This is a genomic window from Paeniclostridium hominis, from assembly GCF_014306135.1.
GTDB classification, from domain to species: Bacteria; Bacillota; Clostridia; order Peptostreptococcales; family Peptostreptococcaceae; genus Paraclostridium; species Paraclostridium hominis.
Window position 1 is genome coordinate 1,545,796 of the sequence record NZ_JACRWD010000001.1, and the last position, 17,681, is coordinate 1,563,476.

The window sequence follows — 17,681 nt, forward strand, 5'->3', positions numbered from 1 at the left end:
TCTAATGTATATTTTCACTCATATAAGTTAATAAATCATCTTCAATATTACTGTGAATATCGTTAATTCCAATCATAGAAAATATTATAAATCCAGTTATAAAAACCATTTGTATAGTTGAAATTACTTCATATTCAGTTTTGTATTTTATATTTTGAATTAGAATCATTAAAAACATAAATCCCATTCCAAAATAAGAATATACTTTTAAAACTTTAAAATCTATCCATCTTTTAGCTTTATTTATATATGTATCAAAGTATTTTTCATTTTTATTATTTTCAATAGCTTTTGATTCTATAGAATTTGATTTTGTTAAAACTTCTCTTTTATTGTTTTTTAAAGTTAAACTATATTCATAATTAAAGACTTTAACAAATCCTTTTTCTTTTCCTTCATTTATATCTTTAAAAAATGCTATTGTAAAAATCATAAAGGCTATACACAGAATTATTGTTATAAATTTGTATTTTATAAATACTCTCTTAATATTTTCGTCTTTATTGTGAATACATTTAACGTACTTTTTAGATAAATAGTTTTCATAAGGTATTAGTAAAATAAAAATTAATGAAGTTTCTATCATGGTGTATCCATTGTATTTACTTAAAATTATACTGACTATCCTAATTACTACGTATATATCTACAAATATAGCGAATTTCTTTAATCCATTTTTGAATTTTTCTTCATCTATAAATTCATAGTTTTTATATAATTCTTCGCTTTTACTTCCCCCAATGTATTTGTGACCTAGGTATGAAAACATTATTAAAATTGATATGTTCATTCCATCTTTTACAAATAACTCAAATATCCATCCTAGAATTATCAATGCAACTCCTAATTTTACCTCTTCTCTTTTAAATATCTCTTTCTTCATAAAATCCCCCAAATCTACACATTATGGTTAAATAATACCATATTATTAATATTGCTTTACATTAAAATGAATATTTTTATGGAATTTTTTTAATATTCATACAAACTAAAGTTAATTAGCAAATATAGAAAATTTCATTAAGATACAGTTATTCATCAAATTTTATATAGATTGTGAGTAAAATTTTAAGAGTGTAGATTAATTTAAGTTTTTAATATTTATATATAAAAAAGCCTAGGTTTATACCCAGACTTTTTATTATAAGTTTTTGAATAATTCTACTCCTTTAGTTTTTAATAGTTTATATAAAACTAATATACTAATAAAAGTTATACTATTTGATATTATTAAGAAGAACTCAAAATTATTTATTTTTAATATATAACTTATGCCACAAAGCATAGCTACATATAGTATATTACTAATCATTGATATTATTACACTAGCACTTTGTTTAACAACTTGAACATCACTAGTAAACTCAAGTTTTGGATAAAGTAAATTTATAAATAGTCCTAATATTGCAATAAATATTGATAATAGTACTATTGAAAGTATTACTACAACAATTGTCTTAAGTTCAAAATTTAATTTTATTGCAATTACTAAAAAGCTTATTACTGATATTGGAATGGTTAACAGTATATTTAATAATATTTTACTTTTAAATATTTCCATTTCATCTATAGGAGATGATTTTAATATCCATAGGTTTTTCCCTTCAAGAGATATTGATACGCAAGATGTATTAGTCATAATTATACAAAAGGCTATTAATCCTATAATTTGAATTTTCATCATATCCACTACTACACTCATCTCAAGTAATTGTGCTATTTTATCATATCCTACATATACTATTGCTATTGCAAATATAGGTAGTAATATCATACCTATAGAGCTATTTATAACATAAATAGTTGAAGATAAATATCTATTTACTTCTTTCCTTAATAAGGCTATTACAGATTTTGAAGTTTTTAATTCTTTAAACTTATAATTATTTGCTTTATACGTTTCACTTAATTTGCTATTAATTTTATTAAAGTTATCTGCAAATACAAATATAAATAGTGCCGTTGGTAATATAGATATTAATAAAAATATTAATAGCGATATAATGTTAATATTTTTAAGTGCATCTACAAAGTAATAAGCTGGAGGGTATATCTTTTTCGTCACTTCAATAATTGATGAACTATTTTGTACTAAATTCATTATTATATTTTGAAGATTAAAAGATAATAACATAACTACAGCTACTAATACTAAGTTTAATATTATTGAAACGAAATTATTCTTTTTACTTCTTGAAGATACATTTGTTATTAAAAATGCGATTAAAGATGAAACTAAAATAGGTATTATTGGTGTTGCTAAAGTTAATATAATTAAAAATGGTATATATAATAAACTTGTATCTACTTTTATAAAAAATACAATACCTGGTATCAAAATAAAAGCACTTGCAAATAAATAATTATTTAAAATAAGTATTAATATTTTACTACTTAATATTGTAGATTGTTTTATTGGTAGACTTGCTAACATTTCATAGTCTTTACTTTGAAAAAGATATGAAGATGCTTTATATAAAGATGTAAATAATGTAGAAAAACTACATCCAATTATACCTATTATAAGTAGTAGCTCTATTTGATTAATTTGTATTAAAAAATCTGATAGATAAAAACATAATGAAAATCCAGATGTTACTAATATTACTGTGGTTAAAGCTATTAATAAGGCCATACCTACTGCCTTATTCTTTTCTTTTTTACCACCATTTTTTAATTTGTTATATCCTATTAGATTTAATATATTTATTTTCATTAAAAGTGCTAAATTATTCATTCTCAATCATCTCCATAAATATATTTTCAAGTGATTTATCCCCTTTTACTTCATTTGTATTGCCATAAGCGATTAATTTACCACCTTTAATTATTCCTATTTTATCACATATTTTTTCAGCTACTTCTAATACATGAGTTGAGAAAAATATACAGCCTCCATTATTGCAAAAATCTCTCATGATTTCCTTTAGGATAAATGATGCCTTTGGGTCTAATCCAACAAAAGGTTCATCTAATATTAATATTTTAGGACTATGAATTAAAGCTGAAATTATAACTAGTTTTTGCTTCATACCATGTGAATAAGATGATATTAAATCTCCTAAAGATTTATTTATTTCAAACTTTTCTGAATAGTATTTTATTTTTTCTTCTCTTTCATTTTTACTTACTTCAAAAATATCTGCCATAAAGTTTAGATATTGTATTCCAGTTAGAGATTCATAAATATCTGGATTATCTGGAATATAAGCGATATCTTTTTTGCATTCAATGGGATTTTTCTTAATTGACTTTGAGTTTATTAATATATCGCCTTCTTCAAAATTGTGTATACCCACTATTGATTTTATTGTAGTTGTTTTTCCTGCTCCATTGTGTCCAATAAAACCAAATAATTCTCCTTTATTTACTTCAATGGAAATATTATCTATTGCTTTCTTATTTTTATATGATTTAGATAAATTAATAATTTTTAGCATATGATTATCCCCCTATTATTATAATTTTATATCATTTGTTATATAAATAATATAATAGGTGATACAGAATTATTCAATCATTAATTTAAATTAAGGCTATGTTTTGGCATGATATTGAAATTTAATACATTATAATTTATAAATATAATATTCAAATTATTAATTAGCATAAAAAAAAAGACACTCGATGTGTCTTTTTCCCGAAAATATATATATATTATAATATAGTTACATTCTCTGCTTGAGGACCTCTAGCACCTTTAACTATATTAAAGTTTACTTGTTGACCTTCTTCTAATGATTTAAACCCATCAGTTTGTATAGCTGAAAAATGTACGAATACATCATCTCCACCTTCTACTGATATAAAACCAAATCCTTTTTCATTGTTAAACCATTTTACTGTTCCATTTATCATTAAATATACTCCTATGAACCTATTTCTAGGTCTCTTTTAATTTATTTGTATCGCTACAAGTATTATTATAGCATATATTATTAATAATAGATAGCTTTTTATTTTAATTTCTTTTTAAATGCTATATATCACTTAAATAAACCTTCTTCTATTTAAAATATAAGAAATAGCATATACAATTATTCCTGTTAATAAATACATTAGTGAAGAATATTTTAAAATTTCAACATTTGTACCATTGTAAAAATCATAAAATGTTCCAAATATCATTGTAATCATAAGAGCAATCCAACTTTGTGATACTGAATTACTACGAATTAAAAATTTTTGTTCTTTTACTTTTGATTTTGATATAGGTTTCTTTCCAGATAATAAATAGATGATAATTAGTGAAGGAATCCCAATTAATAAAGTCTGTCCCCAGTTAATCAATAAACTAAAAAATGTCATAATAAAACTCCTTTTTAAATGCTTTATAAATTTTTTAAACTTATATGAGTTGAAAAATCTATGATTTATTTTAACTTATAGATTTAAAAAAATCTTAAAAGTGGACTAAAATGTATTTATTTTGGACTAAATCGTTTATTTTTTTCAAAACATTATTTTTCATCAACAATAGTTTACTTAATATATAAGATGAAAAAATACTATTCTATTATCCAGTGCTTTAGTGGGAAATATTTTTATAGAAATATAAAAGTAAAAATAGTGTATCTTATGAAATATATTAATTTCGGCAGATACACTATTTTTTTAATACAATATAAACAAATACATCTAAAGTATAGATATTTTACCCTTGATCTTTTTTATAAAGAGTATATACATTATATCCACCTAATAAAACAGCAAAAATTAATAAAATTAATTTGGAGATACTCATTTTATCACCTCAAAAGATGTATTATTATAATATATTTTGTTTATTTTTTTGAAATTTAGTCATTTTATTATAAATCACTTTTATTACTTATGTTTTAAATGTACTGTTTAAGAGGATATATTAAAACACTATACCTTCTATTACTTTTCTTTTAGTATATTTCTTATTTGTGATTGGCTTATTTGATATTTTCTAGATAAAATTTTTATATCTCCATTAAATTCTTTTTTTATATTTTTATTTCTTAAGCTTAGGATTAAGGTTTGTTCTTTTGGTATGTATATGGAACTTCCTCCCATGTATTTTACTAGTTTTTTAAAGTTTTCTATTCCTATTAGTTGAGCTAAATCTTGATTGTTTTGGGGTATTTCTTTGATAGTTATTTTTTCAATCATTTTTTTCACTCCTTTTATTTAATTATATTAGCTATTTTAAAAGAAGTGGTGTGGCTAGTTGGCTCAAAGGTTGCCTTTATTATATAATGCGAAGTAAATATATTTTAGATATCATATAGATAAATATGAATTTATAAGTATATTTGTTATAATATTTCATAAATAAAAATTCTAGGGGGAACTTGGTGTGAATACAGCGACATTTCTAGATATATTAACAGTAGCAGAAAAACTAAAATGCAATACTAGGCACTCATGGACATCAAGCGGACGTCATGAAAGTGTGGCAGAACATAGCTGGCGTATTGCATTAATGGCATTATTAATGCGTGATGAATTCCCGGATATTGATATGGACAAGGTAATTCGTATGTGTTTAATTCATGATTTAGGGGAAGCCTTTACTGGTGATATTCCTACTTTTGAGAAAAAAGAAGAAGATAGTAAAAAAGAGGATGAGGCATTTTTTAAATGGATTTCAACTTTCCCTACTCCTTATCGTGAGGAATTCACAGAACTTTTAAAGGAAATGAATGAACGTAAGACTGATGAAGCAAAGCTTTACAAAGCATTAGATAATTTAGAAGCAGTCATTCAACATAACGAGGCGGATATTAGTACTTGGATTCCGCTAGAATATGACTTACAGTTTACTTATGGTTCGGATAAGGTTGATTTTTCTCCTTATTTAAAAGAGCTAAAAAAAGAAATAGACAAAAGAACGACAGAAAAAATAGCTCAAAAAAGTGAAGCTTAGTTATTTAGAATTGACTATATCGCAAGTAAATAAAACGTATCACAATTAAGTGATACGTTTTATTTTTTTCTCAAATACTTTCTTTGATGATTTTTCTATGTCACCTCTATACTTATGTTAACAAGTTAAGGAGGTGATTTAAATGGCAGTTTCTGAAACTAAGAATCCATCAGCTTTAAAGATAAAGTTAGATGCTGGTCTTAATGATGATGGTAAGACTATTGTAAAAAGTAGGACTTATAATAATGTTCGTCCTGATGCTACTAGTCAAGATGTATTAGATGTTGCTAAGGCTATTATAAATCTTCAGGTTCATGATGAGCTTGAAATTTTAAAGCAAGATAATACTATTTTGAATTAGTTAGTATTTAGTTTAGTTGAAAGGAGGTGTTTTTATGGAGGTTAAGAAAAAGCTTGTTATGAGTTTTATGACTGATTTAGGTAGAGGTGTTTCTATATCTGTTGATGATCCTAGAGAAGATATAACAGAGGCTGAGATAAAAGCTTGTATGGACTTGATAGTTTCTAAGGATATATTTAATCATTATGATTCTAGTTTAGTTCGTGCTGTTGAGGCTAAGATAGTTGTTACTGATACTACTGAGTTTGATTTAGTTGTGGATTAGTTTGTGGCTAGTTAGGGGCTTCGGGTTAGCTTGAAATTATATGGTTCTTCCTTCACTGTAAAGCCGGTGAGGCGTGGCTTTAACGTTGCGTCAGAATCCATATAATTTCTTCGCTAATCCTTCGCCATCTTGCTTTGCCACTTTTTTTATGTGAAGGGAGGTATTTTTATGAGTTCTGAAATTCAAACACTTATTGCCAATGTTGGTTTTCCTATTGCTATTAGTATGTATTTATTAATTAGAATTGAGGGAAAGCTTCAGGTGCTTAGTGATAGTATTAATGAATTGAGTAAAAATATTAATGTTATGAAAGCTAAGTAGTGTATTTTAAGTTTTAAGATAATTTTGTATAAATATAAAAAAGTGAGTGTATGTTTGTAATACTCTCACTTTTTTATGTTTACTTAAAGTATTTTCCATAAGGTCTAAAATGACTTAATTCTTCTATTAATTCATCTATTGGGTTAGAAGTTTTTTCAATAGGTTCATCAATTAAACCCATTAAATAATCAAATAATTTTTGACCAGCGCCTTCCATAATAAATCCAGATAAAGTTGTTTTATCTTTGCTTTCTAAAATTATAATTATTAGCTTGCCTGTGCTTATTTTATTAACATATGAAGAGCAATCTTCTTTTAAATCCTCTTCTATTTTATTTAAATGTTCTATTGTAATTTGTATTTCTTCTTTTTCATTTTCACTTAATAAACTTTGAATAATATTTTCATCTTCTATTTTTAAAATTTTTGAAATATCTTCAAATGTATCTTCACTTATGTCTTGATTGTTTGTTAAAAATTCATCTATTGTAATTTCTGTGGCGTTAAAGTTTTCAATTAAATACTTTGAAATATCCTCTACTTTATGATTTTTTTTAATATTCATTTATAAATCTCCCCCTTTTTAATAGCCCCTACTATTTATTCACATTGTATCATTTCTATATTTTGCAAACAATAATAATTAGCTTTATTAAATAGAATTTATAAGTAGTTTATAGGGTGTTTTTTCAAATGCTTACTGAGTTTGATTTAGTTGTGGGTTAGTTGGTGGCTAGTTAGGGGGCTTCGGGTTAGCTTGAAATTATATGGTTCTTCCTTCACTGTAAAGCCGGTGAGGCGTGGCTTTAACGTTGCGTCAGAATCCATATAATTTCTTCGCTAATCCTTCGCCATCTTTACTATAGCCACTTTTTTTGTGAGGATAAGGAAGTATGTATTTTTGTGAGTTCTGATGTTCAAATACTTATTGCTAATATTGTTTTTCCTATTGTTATTAGTATGTATTTATTAATTAGGATTGAGAGGAAGCTTTATGTGCTTTGTTATAGTATTAATGAATTGAGTAAGAATATTAATGTTATAAAGACTAAGTAATTTGTATAAATATAAATTTTAAAATTAGGCTATGTTTAATATAGTGTTGAAATTTAACATTATTTAAACAATAAAAAGATGGCATTAGATGCCATCTTTTTATTCGCTAAATATTTCATACATTCCCATGAAACCTTCAGATACTAATAGTTTACTTTCATTACCTTTTTGCAGTTGAAAGCCTCTTCCCATTTGCTCAACAGTATAACCCTTTGACTCCATATAACTTGTAAAATCTTCATATGATTTACTTATATATCTTAGTGGTTCATCTGAAATTTTTTCGACTTTTTCTTTGCCGATAGATATTTGTGCCATTCCTTTTAGTCCAATAAATGGATTATCTATCTTAGAAGAATAAGATATAGACACTAAAATTACCATCATTACAATTAGTATATAGCCTCCAATAATAGTTTTTTTACTCAAGTTAATTCCCCTTCTGATTGTTTAATTTTATACATTATACACTTAAAAAAATATTTTACAATGACTTTTAGTGTAACTATTATAAGTAAGTTTTTATTTTAAGGTAATTAAAACCAAGTTTCTTTAAGACATGACTTTAAAACTGTTAAATTTTCAGTACCAATAACTTCTTCAATTGATTTTTCTAATTGATTTTTTAAAACTAAAGTTTCTTTACAAAATTTTTCACCTTTTTCAGTTAGTGTAAGTGTTTTATCTCTTGAAGAGCTATCACAATTTTCTATTTCTATATATCCTTTTGCAATTAGATTTTTAGTATTTTTATGTGCCCCTTGCCTAGATATATCAATTATTCTAGCAAGTTGCGAAGCTGTCATAGGCTTTCTTTCAAGTAAAGCTATAATATATGATTCTGTGTCTGTAATATATTCTCCAGCATTTTCACTCCATTTATCCCTAACAATTTTACGAAGTTGAGCATGTTTTTCACTTAATAAATCTATTAAATTTAAATTATCTAAATATGAATTCATCTTTTTCTCCTATATTAAAAATATATTATATTCAATTAAGAATATTATACATTATAAATTTAATATTATCATTATTTTTGTCAACCTAATTGACATATTTAATCAAAGAATTTATAATAGTTTTTGTCAACTAAGTTTACAAACTATTATAAGGAGATGAATGATTTGGGAAAAAATAAAGTAGAACATTTTATATTTATTTTAATGATATGTACATCAATGGTATTTATAATGAGCTGTTATAACATTGCTTTAATGGAAGGTTTATCTTTTAATGTGCTTAAGCATGCTGTATTAGGATTTATTCCTGCCTTTTTATTTGCACTAGTAGGAGATGTTTTTATAGTTGGGAAAATTGTAAGCAAAATAATGCCTAAAATAATTAAACCTAATGATTCTATTAAAAAGAAAGCTATTTGTATGACCTTTTTTATGGGGTGTGGTATGGTATTATGGATGTCATTTTATGGAGCTGTTGTAAATGTAGGGTTTAATGAACACTTACTTTCAGCTTATGGTAGTAATATAGTTAAAAATTTTGTATTTGCAATACCATTGAATTTATTGATTGTTTCGCCATCTGCGAGAACAATATTTTTTAAGTTATTCCCACCAGAAAGTTTAAACACAAAATCAACTAGTTTAAAAATTTAGATGTATTTGAAGGACTGTGAATTAAAATTCATAGTCCTTTTTAAGTTTTTTACATTTAAAAAAAGAAAATACCTCTGTATAAAAAATATTATATATTTAAATTTATTAATCCATCCTCAAAACATATGCTTAGATTGCTAATATTTAACTTCAAGTTCTCAATGCTATCTCATAATTGTTTGTTCATTTTTTTCTGTTGATGATGAACTGTCATTCTTGAAAATAAACTTTTCGCATTTTCTGTAAATTTTAATATAGTATTAAATATTTAATATTGGTATAATATAGAAAAGTTTATTTAATTGCAAAATGGGAGGTTTTTTATATTGTCTACAGGTATACTAATAATATTTTTTGGGATAATATTTTTTGTTGCTTATTCTAAGATACTTGGATGTGCAGTTATTCTATTTGGGATTTTTGGTATTTGGTTAGTAAAAACTTCAGATACACAAGAAAAATTAAAACTAGAGGAAGCCAGTACAGACAGAAGTCAAGATATTCTTGATAAAATTGGTGGTGTTGATAATATAGATGTCAACTTAAGTAAATATGGGGATGAAAGTCAATTAATTGTTCTTAAAAATAAAACTATTCATATAGGACATAATAATTATGAAACTGAAAAATTTATAGATTTCGATTCTGTTATTAAACTAGAAATTAGAATAAATAATGCAAACGTAGGAACTGCTCATCAATACTCTGAAAATACGGTTAGAGAAATTATTGAATCAATATTTGTATATATCCATACAGCTGAATATACGGAAGAACTAGTTTTTAGATATTCATCATGTGAGCTTGAAGAAGCTCAAGTAAACTATAACGAAATACTAAAAGGTTTAAAACGACTTAAAGTACTTCTTGGAGATACTTATGGTATGGATGACTTAGATAAAACAACCAGCATAAATTTTAATGAAAAGTCTATTCCTGCGCAAATCAAAGAATATAAAGAATTATTAGATATAGATGCAATAACTAAAGAAGAATTTGAAATGAAAAAGAAAGAACTTTTAAATAAATAAGGAGTAAAGATATACTTATCTTTACTCCTTATTTTATGCTTATAATTATCTTAACTTATTTATCTTAGTCAATTAGATTACTTCCTCACTAGATGATTTATATAATCATTAGAATAGGAAACATATGCATCTATTCAGTTTCATCTTTTGATTGAATTCCAGATACTTAATATATATTAAAATAAAAATTAAGAACACTTCAAAGAGATTTATCTTTTTATTTAATAGTGTAACTTCAACAAATATTTGATGGTATCTTCTACTATATTTGAAACATTTATTAAAAGTATTATTTTCCATTAAATGGAATTTGAATCTAGATTTTTATATCTAATATTGATATTATATAGATAAATTACATTTATACAAGGAGGAACTTAGTTGACATTAAAAGAAATTATAGGATTTGTATTACTTCTCATGTTTTTATGGTTTTGGAAAGAAACAGATAGAAAATCTGTTAAGGAAGAATCAAGTATTGACAGAAGTAAAAATATTCTTGATGAAATTGGTGGAAATGATAATATAGATATTAACTTAAGCAAATATAGCGAAGAAAGCCAATTAATTGTGCTTAAAAATAAAACAATTTGTATAGGGCATAATAATTATGAAACAAAAAAAATTATAGATTTTAACTCTATACTTAAACTAGAAATTTGTGTTAACAATGCAACTATAGGAAGTGCATATGAAAGTTCTAATAATAAAGTTAAAGAAATCATTGAGTCAATAATTGTATATATTCATACAACAAACTCTACAGAAGATTTAACTTTTAGATATTCATCATATGAACTCGAAGAAGCTCAAGAAAACTATATGGAAATTTTAAAGGGGTTAAAGCGACTTAGAGTAATTCTTGGAGATAATTCTGATGCAGATGACTTAGATAAAACAACTAGCATAAATGTTAGTGAAAAGTCTATTCCTGCGCAAATCAAAGAATATAAAGAGTTATTAGATATAGATGCAATAACTAAAGAAGAATTTGAAATGAAAAAGAAAGAACTTTTAAATAAATAAAAAATTGGGAGTAAAGATATACTTATCTTCACTCCTTATTTTTTTGTTTCTTTTATTTTTATCTATACATCCTATAATTAAGCTTCTTCCCCTTAAACTCCACCAAATAACCCCTACTCATCTCATAAAGCCTACTCCCCACAGCTTCATCAACATCTAAAATCTCATCAATTCCCATCTCACAACTTACAATCATAGGCAAATTATTAAAATATCTAAAATTCACTATCTCAAACATAATATTTACATCACTTTTACTAATACTCCCCTTAAACAAATCATCTATCAAAAGCACCTTTGCATTTTTATACCTGCTAACAATACTTTCATAAACTTCTTTATCCATAATATTTTGCTTAATATAAGTTATAACATCCCTATAAGGCATATACAAAACTCCCACACAATCATTCATAAGACTATTGGCAATAGCAAGGGACAAATGAGTTTTCCCCGAACCCACTTGCCCTAAAAACATTATAGAATTTCTCCTACTGTTTTTTATCTCATCAAATTTTTTTACATATTCCCTAGCTTTTCTATAAGCATCTATAACTTGAATATCATAAGTATAGTTAAAACTATCAAAAGTCTTTTTCCTAAATTCATCACTTATTCCACTTGATTTTAAAATATCTTTAGCTTCTCTTAAAGCTCTACACTCACAATAAGTTGCATTATCCCCATCTAGTATAAAAGTTAAATCCCTACATTTTTCACATTTATATTTCTTCTTCAATAAATGCTCTAAGTTCCCTGATTTCTTCTTCTGTTGGCTTTCTATAAAGGTTTGAGTCCTCTTTTTTAAGCTCTCTTTGATACTTAGACTGTTCATACTTTCCACCTTCACTTCCCCCTTTGTTTTGCTTTCTAGCTTCATACTCTTTTAAATTATCAAAAGTTTTTATATTATTTTCTCTCCACTGTCTAATAATTCCATTAACATACCCCTTATTACACCTTTTATTATCTGTAGCTATTTCTATAGCTCTTTTAAAAAGTTTAATATCTACATCTTCACTTAACTCAATTAACCACTCTCCAACTATTCCATTTATAAGTCCTATATTTTCTTCATAAAGCTTTGCATACTCATCTATATTATTTTTTATATACATACCTATACTTTCTTTTTCACTTTCTATTTTTTGTTTTTGTTTTTCTTTTTCTTTTTGTTTTTGTTTTTCTTTTTCTTTTTCTTTTTCTTTTTCCCCATAGTGGTTACTTAAACTTAAATCAACTTCAACTATGGGTATACATACACTATCCATAGCCTTATTAGATTTTAAATTAACTGTATCTATACTGTATCCATACCTATCACACTCTTTTAAAAATAAATCTACAAGATAATCGCTTTTAATATTTTTAAGCTCTTTTTCTATACACTTTCTAACCTTAGGGCTAACTACTTTGTTATGCTTAATCCAATTTTTTAAAAACACTTCCTTAGTTTCCTCACTATAAACAACTTTCCCATAATCCTCAAATCTAGAAAGTAGCTTCTCTACAGTTTCTCTGTTATATCCAGTTTCCGTTTCTATAATTCTCTTTGGAAGCTCATAAATTCCACATTGGCTTGTCTTACTATTAGTCATAAGATACATATAAAAATACTTCTCCTCAGGAGTTAAATCTAAAATAAAACCATCTTGCCAAAAATCTATATGAATATGCCTATAAACAGCCATCTATATTCCCCCTTGTAAATTAGTCTTTATACTTTCATCTAATAAAACTGACTTTTGCAAATCTATACTTAAAGGAGCATATTTAAGTAACTTCTTTATAACAGTTTTCTTTGCCATAGCATCAAATTCACTTTCCCACAAATCAATCCCAAAGATTTTACTATACTTCTTAGAGTGACTTAAAATTTCATCACGAGTCATAAACACAAAACTAGATCCCATTGAGTCTAAATGATAAACAGCATAATAGCCTATAACCTCTCCCCTATCACCAATTAGGCATGGTCTATGTACTAACTTTTGCTCTAATCCATAATCAATATAAAACTCATCATTAGCCTTAACCTCATTAGCATACAAACTTTTAACCTTTCCACTTCTATAAGCAAGCTCTATCATTCCTTTATAACCTATTTGAAACTCAACCTTACAATCATCACCAAACTTTACTGGTACAAGATAAGCCTGTCCTAAAACACTATTAGGCTCAAGATTTAAACTAGCACACTTAACCATAGCATTAATAAAAGTCATAATCTCACAAGACTTAAAATTTTCATTGGAATTAAAAACATTAATAGCTTTATTTAAAAACTTATCAAAATCAATATTACTTAAAAGCCTACTTTCTATATCATTTTTCATCTTTATCATAATTTGCTTCATAGCATAAACAGGCTTTATCTCCAAATTTTCAAGCTTTTCTTCCTTCTTTTTTATTTCCTTTTTTAAATTATTCATAAAAAATTCCCCCTTTATTGAAAATTAAAAAATATGTAACTATAATTTACTTAACATACAATTTAAGGATGTGATTTTTATATTAAAACCACAAAATATATCTAAACTAAAAATTTTGCAATATTGTCTTATTTTTATGACCTTTGTAGTTTTTTTAATGTTTTTAGATTACGGTAATAAGTTGCTAGGAGTCATAACTTTAATACTACTCTTAATATATACAGCTTTAGATTATTACATTGACTACAAAAAAACAGGAAAACTAGACTATCAAAGTATAATAAGACTAATTATAGTAATTTTTCTAACTTTATTTATAAATAAATTTATTTTAATCTAAAGCCTTACAATTCTAGGTAAGGTGTTATATAGTATTTGACGAAACGTTAAAGCCATGTTTTAGGCTTTACAGTGAAGGAAAATACTATATAACACCCCCCACCACGAAACAAGCTAAATATCTACATCCTAAACACCCTAGAAGTAGTAGTCTTTACATAATCACTAGCAATTTCAGGAAAATCAGCTTTAAATTTTCTAGTGTCAAAACTAGACCTACTTTGATTTTTCCAAGTAATCTTTCTATCTCCAACAAAAGCTACTTCATAATCTCCCATCTCATTTTGAATAACTTGTTCAATATACTTTTTCTCCAAATCAAGTTCCTTAATAAGCTTTAAAACTTCATCATATCTATTGATTTTTTCTTCTTTCATAAAAAGAATAATACTTTCATTTTTTGGATTTTTATATTTATTTTTTAAAAACCTAGAATAATCTTCACTACCATCAGGAATTGGAACTTTATCTCCTAAAATATATTCCTTCCAAAACTTTTCTTCTTCTTCCATTAAGTAATTTATAAGTTCTTCATCTCTTTCTAATTTATGAATAACAAAATCCTCATTTCCAATAAGTGCTGCAACGTAACAACAACTAGCTCCTGTAACTGCCATATAATGAAGGCATTGTATTTGATAATGAATAGGAACTTGTTTTTCCCATTCTTTCTTTTGAAAAGAATTAGTAACCTTACACTCTAATATTGCTTTTTCTCCAAATACATATCTATCAATGTTTGCAATAGCAAATGGATATTTATCATTTCTTAAAATTCCATTTACATTTCTTACCTTTTTACCAGTTCTTATCATAAACTCACGAGCCACAAAATCTTCTAACTTATTTCCCAACTCCATTCTAAAACTTTCACATTCTTCATAATTATTACTATGTAATTTATCTATATAAACACTAGCCCTACTTTTAAAAGGACTCATATTAACAATGCTTGAAGCATCAGAACCACCTATTCCACATCTTCTTTTTTCTAGCCACTCAGCTTTACTCATGTTTTTAGTATTGTATATAATCTTTGCATCTAAAAATTTTTTCATAATACCCCCCTTTTAATTACAATTATCAATTTCCTTATTTAAAACACTCATATAATCTGTTTTTATTTTATTTATAAAGTAAGTCTGTCCTTTCCCAGTTATCCTAGTTGTTGCTTGTAACTTTTCTCCATTTTCAGTTTTGATTATTTTTTCTATAACCTTAAAATATCCTCTGTCTATGTATTTCTGTTTTGGAAGATTTTTATCTATTCCATTTTTAATCAAATATCCATTTTCTCTAAACCAAAAGAAAAGTCTATTTCTTCCAATATGTATATTGTTGTTGCTTAAAACTTTAGCAAAAGTTCCTATGCTTATAACTTCTTTTGTTTCTTCTATGACTTTTATAAATTCTTTATAAGAATTATTTTTATTTATTAAACTATCAATTAGGTTTTCTAAAAAATCTGGGTTATTTATTATATTGTTTATAATTTTGTTATCTAAATATGCCCCCTGCTTTCTAATGGTTGGAAGTACCTCTTCAAATATCCAACTTTCAAATCTGTTAGCAGTTTCAAGCTTTGACTTTATAATTAATCTATATAAATTTGATTCATCTATAAACTTTCTATTAACATATTGGATAATGTCTTCTCCATTTCTTTTTTTGCCAGAAACTATGCCTATCTCGTAAAAAGTTATTCCCTTCTTTTTACAATGTCTATTTATCGCATCATGAGGATTTAAATAACCTAAAATCCTACAACATTCTACTGCATCAAAGTACTCTTTGTTGTTTGTATTTAGCACCATGATTTCCCCAAAATCCTTATTTTTAAAAATCTCCATATAAATACCTCCTAATTGTTTTTAAAAATATCATCACTTTCATAATTTAGAACTTCTTTAATTTTTAAAGCAATATCTAATGATGGTGTTCTTTGTCCTCTTTCTATTTTTGTGTAATATGACCTGTCTATGTTTAGCTTGTTTGCAACTTGAAGTTGAGTTAGGTTTTTGCTTTTTCTAGCTTCTTTTAAATTTATTCTCATTTTTCTCCCCCCTTTTATTTTAAGTGTCTTTATGTTACCAAAGTATTTATCGTGTCTTTTAGCCACGACTTTATATTTATGATTATAGTTACGTTTTGTTACCTTGTCTATAAAATTTATATAAGAGTCACATTTTTGTTTACACTAAGACACATTTTATATAAAATATAAGTATATAATCCGTTACATATATTCAATAAAATTTTGAATAAATTCTTAATTAATAATATAAATTTTTATATTTTTTATATAAAAGTAATTGGAGGTGAATTTTCATGTCGTTTGGTCAAAGATTAAAAGATTTAAGAATAGAAAAAAATGTTACTCAGCAACAAGTTGGAGATTTTTTAGGTGTTGGAAGAGCAACTATTGCAGGATATGAAACTAAGGATAAACACCCAGATTTTGATAAGCTAAATTTATTAGCACAGTTTTTTAATGTTACAACAGATTATTTAATAGGTGTTCCTAATTCAGTTAAAACGCTAGATAATAAGGATATGACTATTGCAACTCATAGAAGTAATTCTTATGAAAAAGATTTTGATAAACAAGAATACTTTACAACTAGTGACGGTCAAAAGGTTAATTTATGTGAGGATTTATCAGATGAAGCTAGAGAACAGTTAGAAAGTTATCTTAACTATCTTATGTTTAAATATCCAAAGAAAGATTAGTTTTTTATATGTTTAGGGGGATAATTGTTTATGGATAAATTAGACAAGTTATATGAATTATGTGAGGAAAATGGGATAGTTCTTGAAACTGCAACTTTAATGCCTTCTTTGTTAGGTCTTTATACAAAAATGGAAGGCTACCCACCTATTATAACTTTAAATAAAATAATTTTAGGTGATAAAAAGAAAACTCTAGAAGTTTTATCAGAAGAACTTGGTCATCATTTTACTACTGATGGAAATTTTGTTGGAGTTCTTACTCATTATACAGATAGAGTTAATCTTGATACTATGGAATTAAAGGCTCTTAAATGGGCTTGTAATTTTTTAATTCCTGATAGTGAGCTTGTTGAAAAATTAAAATATGAAACAAATCTTTATGATTTAGCAGATAGTCTTGAAGTTCCTTATCCTATGCTTATGTCTAAGCTTAATTTTATAAAAAAAGATAAGGGTTATATAAAATTTTCAGATAAAATTTTGTATTTATATAGTAATGATAATCTTTTATATCATGAATCTTTAATATAAATTTTAATTTCACCTTAAAATAAGATTAATATTAACCCTATATAGTAAACACGAAAAAGATGTGTTTCTATATAGGT

The 17,681-nt window shown here is 25.6% G+C and carries 25 protein-coding genes; 10 read left to right on the forward strand and 15 right to left on the reverse strand.

Annotated elements, in window-relative coordinates; translation table 11 throughout:
- Position 1: 1 nt before the first annotated feature.
- From H8891_RS07415 to H8891_RS07440, 6 genes are all read right to left on the reverse strand, one after another.
- Positions 2-883 carry a hypothetical protein gene (locus H8891_RS07415; RefSeq protein WP_187005848.1) on the reverse strand — a complete coding sequence of 294 codons (882 nt, stop codon included), beginning with the start codon at positions 881-883 and terminating at the stop codon, positions 2-4.
- A 258-nt stretch (positions 884-1,141) separates the two neighbouring features.
- The gene (locus tag H8891_RS07420) at positions 1,142-2,737 is read right to left on the reverse strand and encodes a putative ABC transporter permease subunit (protein WP_187005849.1); all 1,596 of its coding nucleotides are present in this window, start codon (positions 2,735-2,737) and stop codon (positions 1,142-1,144) included.
- Positions 2,730-3,440, reverse strand: coding sequence for an ABC transporter ATP-binding protein (locus H8891_RS07425; RefSeq protein WP_187005850.1), 711 nt, complete (start codon positions 3,438-3,440; stop codon positions 2,730-2,732). The genes H8891_RS07420 and H8891_RS07425 overlap by 8 nt, the downstream gene beginning before the upstream one ends.
- A 217-nt stretch (positions 3,441-3,657) precedes the next feature.
- Positions 3,658-3,858 carry a cold-shock protein gene (locus H8891_RS07430; RefSeq protein ID WP_147543689.1) on the reverse strand — a complete coding sequence of 67 codons (201 nt, stop codon included), beginning with the start codon at positions 3,856-3,858 and terminating at the stop codon, positions 3,658-3,660.
- A 132-nt stretch (positions 3,859-3,990) separates the two neighbouring features.
- A complete protein-coding gene (locus H8891_RS07435) occupies positions 3,991-4,308 on the reverse strand; it encodes a hypothetical protein (protein WP_187005851.1) in 318 nt (105 codons plus the stop codon).
- A gap of 576 nt (positions 4,309-4,884) precedes the next feature.
- Positions 4,885-5,139, reverse strand: a complete 255-nt coding sequence (locus tag H8891_RS07440; protein ID WP_187005852.1) for a Mor transcription activator family protein — start codon at positions 5,137-5,139, stop codon at positions 4,885-4,887.
- A gap of 187 nt (positions 5,140-5,326) precedes the next feature.
- Here H8891_RS07440 and H8891_RS07445 point away from each other — a divergent pair, with 187 nt between their 5' ends.
- From H8891_RS07445 to H8891_RS07460, 4 genes are all read left to right on the forward strand, one after another.
- Positions 5,327-5,896, forward strand: a complete 570-nt coding sequence (locus tag H8891_RS07445; protein ID WP_187005853.1) for an HD domain-containing protein — start codon at positions 5,327-5,329, stop codon at positions 5,894-5,896.
- 142 nt (positions 5,897-6,038) lie between these two features.
- The gene (locus H8891_RS07450; protein ID WP_147543679.1) at positions 6,039-6,257 is read left to right on the forward strand and encodes a DUF1659 domain-containing protein; all 219 of its coding nucleotides are present in this window, start codon (positions 6,039-6,041) and stop codon (positions 6,255-6,257) included.
- 34 nt (positions 6,258-6,291) lie between these two features.
- Complete coding sequence (locus tag H8891_RS07455; protein ID WP_187005854.1) at positions 6,292-6,522, forward strand: DUF2922 domain-containing protein; 231 nt, start codon at positions 6,292-6,294, stop codon at positions 6,520-6,522.
- Between the two features lie 168 nt (positions 6,523-6,690).
- The gene (locus H8891_RS07460; RefSeq protein ID WP_187005855.1) at positions 6,691-6,843 is read left to right on the forward strand and encodes a YvrJ family protein; all 153 of its coding nucleotides are present in this window, start codon (positions 6,691-6,693) and stop codon (positions 6,841-6,843) included.
- Positions 6,844-6,922: 79 nt separating this feature from the next.
- Here H8891_RS07460 and H8891_RS07465 read toward each other — a convergent pair whose 3' ends face one another.
- The gene (locus H8891_RS07465) at positions 6,923-7,408 is read right to left on the reverse strand and encodes a hypothetical protein (protein WP_187005856.1); all 486 of its coding nucleotides are present in this window, start codon (positions 7,406-7,408) and stop codon (positions 6,923-6,925) included.
- Between the two features lie 338 nt (positions 7,409-7,746).
- On the opposite strand from H8891_RS07465, the gene H8891_RS15635 reads away from it, so the two are divergent.
- On the forward strand, positions 7,747-7,899 hold the full coding sequence (locus tag H8891_RS15635) for a YvrJ family protein (protein ID WP_187005857.1): 153 nt from the start codon (positions 7,747-7,749) through the stop codon (positions 7,897-7,899).
- Between the two features lie 99 nt (positions 7,900-7,998).
- On the opposite strand, the gene H8891_RS07475 is transcribed toward H8891_RS15635, so the two are convergent.
- Both H8891_RS07475 and H8891_RS07480 read right to left on the reverse strand, forming a co-directional pair.
- Complete coding sequence (locus H8891_RS07475; RefSeq protein WP_187005858.1) at positions 7,999-8,328, reverse strand: hypothetical protein; 330 nt, start codon at positions 8,326-8,328, stop codon at positions 7,999-8,001.
- A 107-nt stretch (positions 8,329-8,435) separates the two neighbouring features.
- Positions 8,436-8,861, reverse strand: a complete 426-nt coding sequence (locus tag H8891_RS07480) for a MarR family winged helix-turn-helix transcriptional regulator (protein WP_187005859.1) — start codon at positions 8,859-8,861, stop codon at positions 8,436-8,438.
- 165 nt (positions 8,862-9,026) lie between these two features.
- On the opposite strand from H8891_RS07480, the gene H8891_RS07485 reads away from it, so the two are divergent.
- The 3 genes from H8891_RS07485 to H8891_RS07495 all read left to right on the forward strand — a co-directional run bounded on the left by H8891_RS07485 (position 9,027) and on the right by H8891_RS07495 (position 11,572).
- Positions 9,027-9,515 (forward strand): DUF2798 domain-containing protein, encoded by a 489-nt coding sequence (locus H8891_RS07485; protein WP_187005860.1) that lies wholly within the window; start codon positions 9,027-9,029, stop codon positions 9,513-9,515.
- Positions 9,516-9,841: 326 nt separating this feature from the next.
- Positions 9,842-10,546: an SHOCT domain-containing protein gene (locus tag H8891_RS15130; RefSeq protein ID WP_207723570.1), complete on the forward strand. Its 705-nt coding sequence runs from the start codon at positions 9,842-9,844 to the stop codon at positions 10,544-10,546.
- Between the two features lie 381 nt (positions 10,547-10,927).
- Positions 10,928-11,572: an SHOCT domain-containing protein gene (locus H8891_RS07495; RefSeq protein WP_243207778.1), complete on the forward strand. Its 645-nt coding sequence runs from the start codon at positions 10,928-10,930 to the stop codon at positions 11,570-11,572.
- A gap of 58 nt (positions 11,573-11,630) precedes the next feature.
- Here H8891_RS07495 and H8891_RS07500 read toward each other — a convergent pair whose 3' ends face one another.
- The 6 genes from H8891_RS07500 to H8891_RS07525 all read right to left on the reverse strand — a co-directional run bounded on the left by H8891_RS07500 (position 11,631) and on the right by H8891_RS07525 (position 16,396).
- Positions 11,631-12,311, reverse strand: coding sequence for an ATP-binding protein (locus H8891_RS07500; protein WP_243207779.1), 681 nt, complete (start codon positions 12,309-12,311; stop codon positions 11,631-11,633).
- Entirely contained in the window at positions 12,295-13,263 is a 969-nt protein-coding gene (locus tag H8891_RS07505; protein WP_187005862.1) for a DnaD domain protein, read from the reverse strand. Before H8891_RS07505 ends, H8891_RS07500 begins: the two co-directional genes overlap by 17 nt.
- Positions 13,264-14,004: a recombinase RecT gene (locus H8891_RS07510; protein ID WP_187005863.1), complete on the reverse strand. Its 741-nt coding sequence runs from the start codon at positions 14,002-14,004 to the stop codon at positions 13,264-13,266.
- A 461-nt stretch (positions 14,005-14,465) separates the two neighbouring features.
- Entirely contained in the window at positions 14,466-15,401 is a 936-nt protein-coding gene (locus H8891_RS07515; protein ID WP_187005864.1) for a YqaJ viral recombinase family nuclease, read from the reverse strand.
- Positions 15,402-15,413: 12 nt separating this feature from the next.
- Complete coding sequence (locus H8891_RS07520) at positions 15,414-16,193, reverse strand: phage antirepressor KilAC domain-containing protein (RefSeq protein ID WP_187005865.1); 780 nt, start codon at positions 16,191-16,193, stop codon at positions 15,414-15,416.
- Between the two features lie 11 nt (positions 16,194-16,204).
- Positions 16,205-16,396, reverse strand: a complete 192-nt coding sequence (locus H8891_RS07525; protein WP_187005866.1) for a helix-turn-helix transcriptional regulator — start codon at positions 16,394-16,396, stop codon at positions 16,205-16,207.
- Positions 16,397-16,671: 275 nt separating this feature from the next.
- On the opposite strand from H8891_RS07525, the gene H8891_RS07530 reads away from it, so the two are divergent.
- A complete protein-coding gene (locus H8891_RS07530) occupies positions 16,672-17,073 on the forward strand; it encodes a helix-turn-helix domain-containing protein (protein WP_187005867.1) in 402 nt (133 codons plus the stop codon).
- A gap of 30 nt (positions 17,074-17,103) precedes the next feature.
- Positions 17,104-17,604 (forward strand): ImmA/IrrE family metallo-endopeptidase, encoded by a 501-nt coding sequence (locus H8891_RS07535; RefSeq protein ID WP_147543644.1) that lies wholly within the window; start codon positions 17,104-17,106, stop codon positions 17,602-17,604.
- Positions 17,605-17,681 lie beyond the last annotated feature (77 nt).

Coding starts and splice junctions, on each gene's coding strand:
- H8891_RS07450 (WP_147543679.1), top strand. CDS start 6,039: ATGGCAGTTTCTGAAACTAAGAATCCATCAGCTTTAAAGATAAAGTTA.
- H8891_RS07430 (WP_147543689.1), bottom strand. CDS start 3,858: ATGATAAATGGAACAGTAAAATGGTTTAACAATGAAAAAGGATTTGGT.
- H8891_RS07420 (WP_187005849.1), bottom strand. CDS start 2,737: ATGAATAATTTAGCACTTTTAATGAAAATAAATATATTAAATCTAATA.
- H8891_RS07465 (WP_187005856.1), bottom strand. CDS start 7,408: ATGAATATTAAAAAAAATCATAAAGTAGAGGATATTTCAAAGTATTTA.
- H8891_RS07455 (WP_187005854.1), top strand. CDS start 6,292: ATGGAGGTTAAGAAAAAGCTTGTTATGAGTTTTATGACTGATTTAGGT.
- H8891_RS07535 (WP_147543644.1), top strand. CDS start 17,104: ATGGATAAATTAGACAAGTTATATGAATTATGTGAGGAAAATGGGATA.
- H8891_RS07415 (WP_187005848.1), bottom strand. CDS start 883: ATGAAGAAAGAGATATTTAAAAGAGAAGAGGTAAAATTAGGAGTTGCA.
- H8891_RS07525 (WP_187005866.1), bottom strand. CDS start 16,396: ATGAGAATAAATTTAAAAGAAGCTAGAAAAAGCAAAAACCTAACTCAA.
- H8891_RS07530 (WP_187005867.1), top strand. CDS start 16,672: ATGTCGTTTGGTCAAAGATTAAAAGATTTAAGAATAGAAAAAAATGTT.
- H8891_RS07460 (WP_187005855.1), top strand. CDS start 6,691: ATGAGTTCTGAAATTCAAACACTTATTGCCAATGTTGGTTTTCCTATT.
- H8891_RS07515 (WP_187005864.1), bottom strand. CDS start 15,401: ATGAAAAAATTTTTAGATGCAAAGATTATATACAATACTAAAAACATG.
- H8891_RS07520 (WP_187005865.1), bottom strand. CDS start 16,193: ATGGAGATTTTTAAAAATAAGGATTTTGGGGAAATCATGGTGCTAAAT.
- H8891_RS07505 (WP_187005862.1), bottom strand. CDS start 13,263: ATGGCTGTTTATAGGCATATTCATATAGATTTTTGGCAAGATGGTTTT.
- H8891_RS07425 (WP_187005850.1), bottom strand. CDS start 3,440: ATGCTAAAAATTATTAATTTATCTAAATCATATAAAAATAAGAAAGCA.
- H8891_RS07440 (WP_187005852.1), bottom strand. CDS start 5,139: ATGATTGAAAAAATAACTATCAAAGAAATACCCCAAAACAATCAAGAT.
- H8891_RS07510 (WP_187005863.1), bottom strand. CDS start 14,004: ATGAATAATTTAAAAAAGGAAATAAAAAAGAAGGAAGAAAAGCTTGAA.
- H8891_RS07435 (WP_187005851.1), bottom strand. CDS start 4,308: ATGACATTTTTTAGTTTATTGATTAACTGGGGACAGACTTTATTAATT.
- H8891_RS07480 (WP_187005859.1), bottom strand. CDS start 8,861: ATGAATTCATATTTAGATAATTTAAATTTAATAGATTTATTAAGTGAA.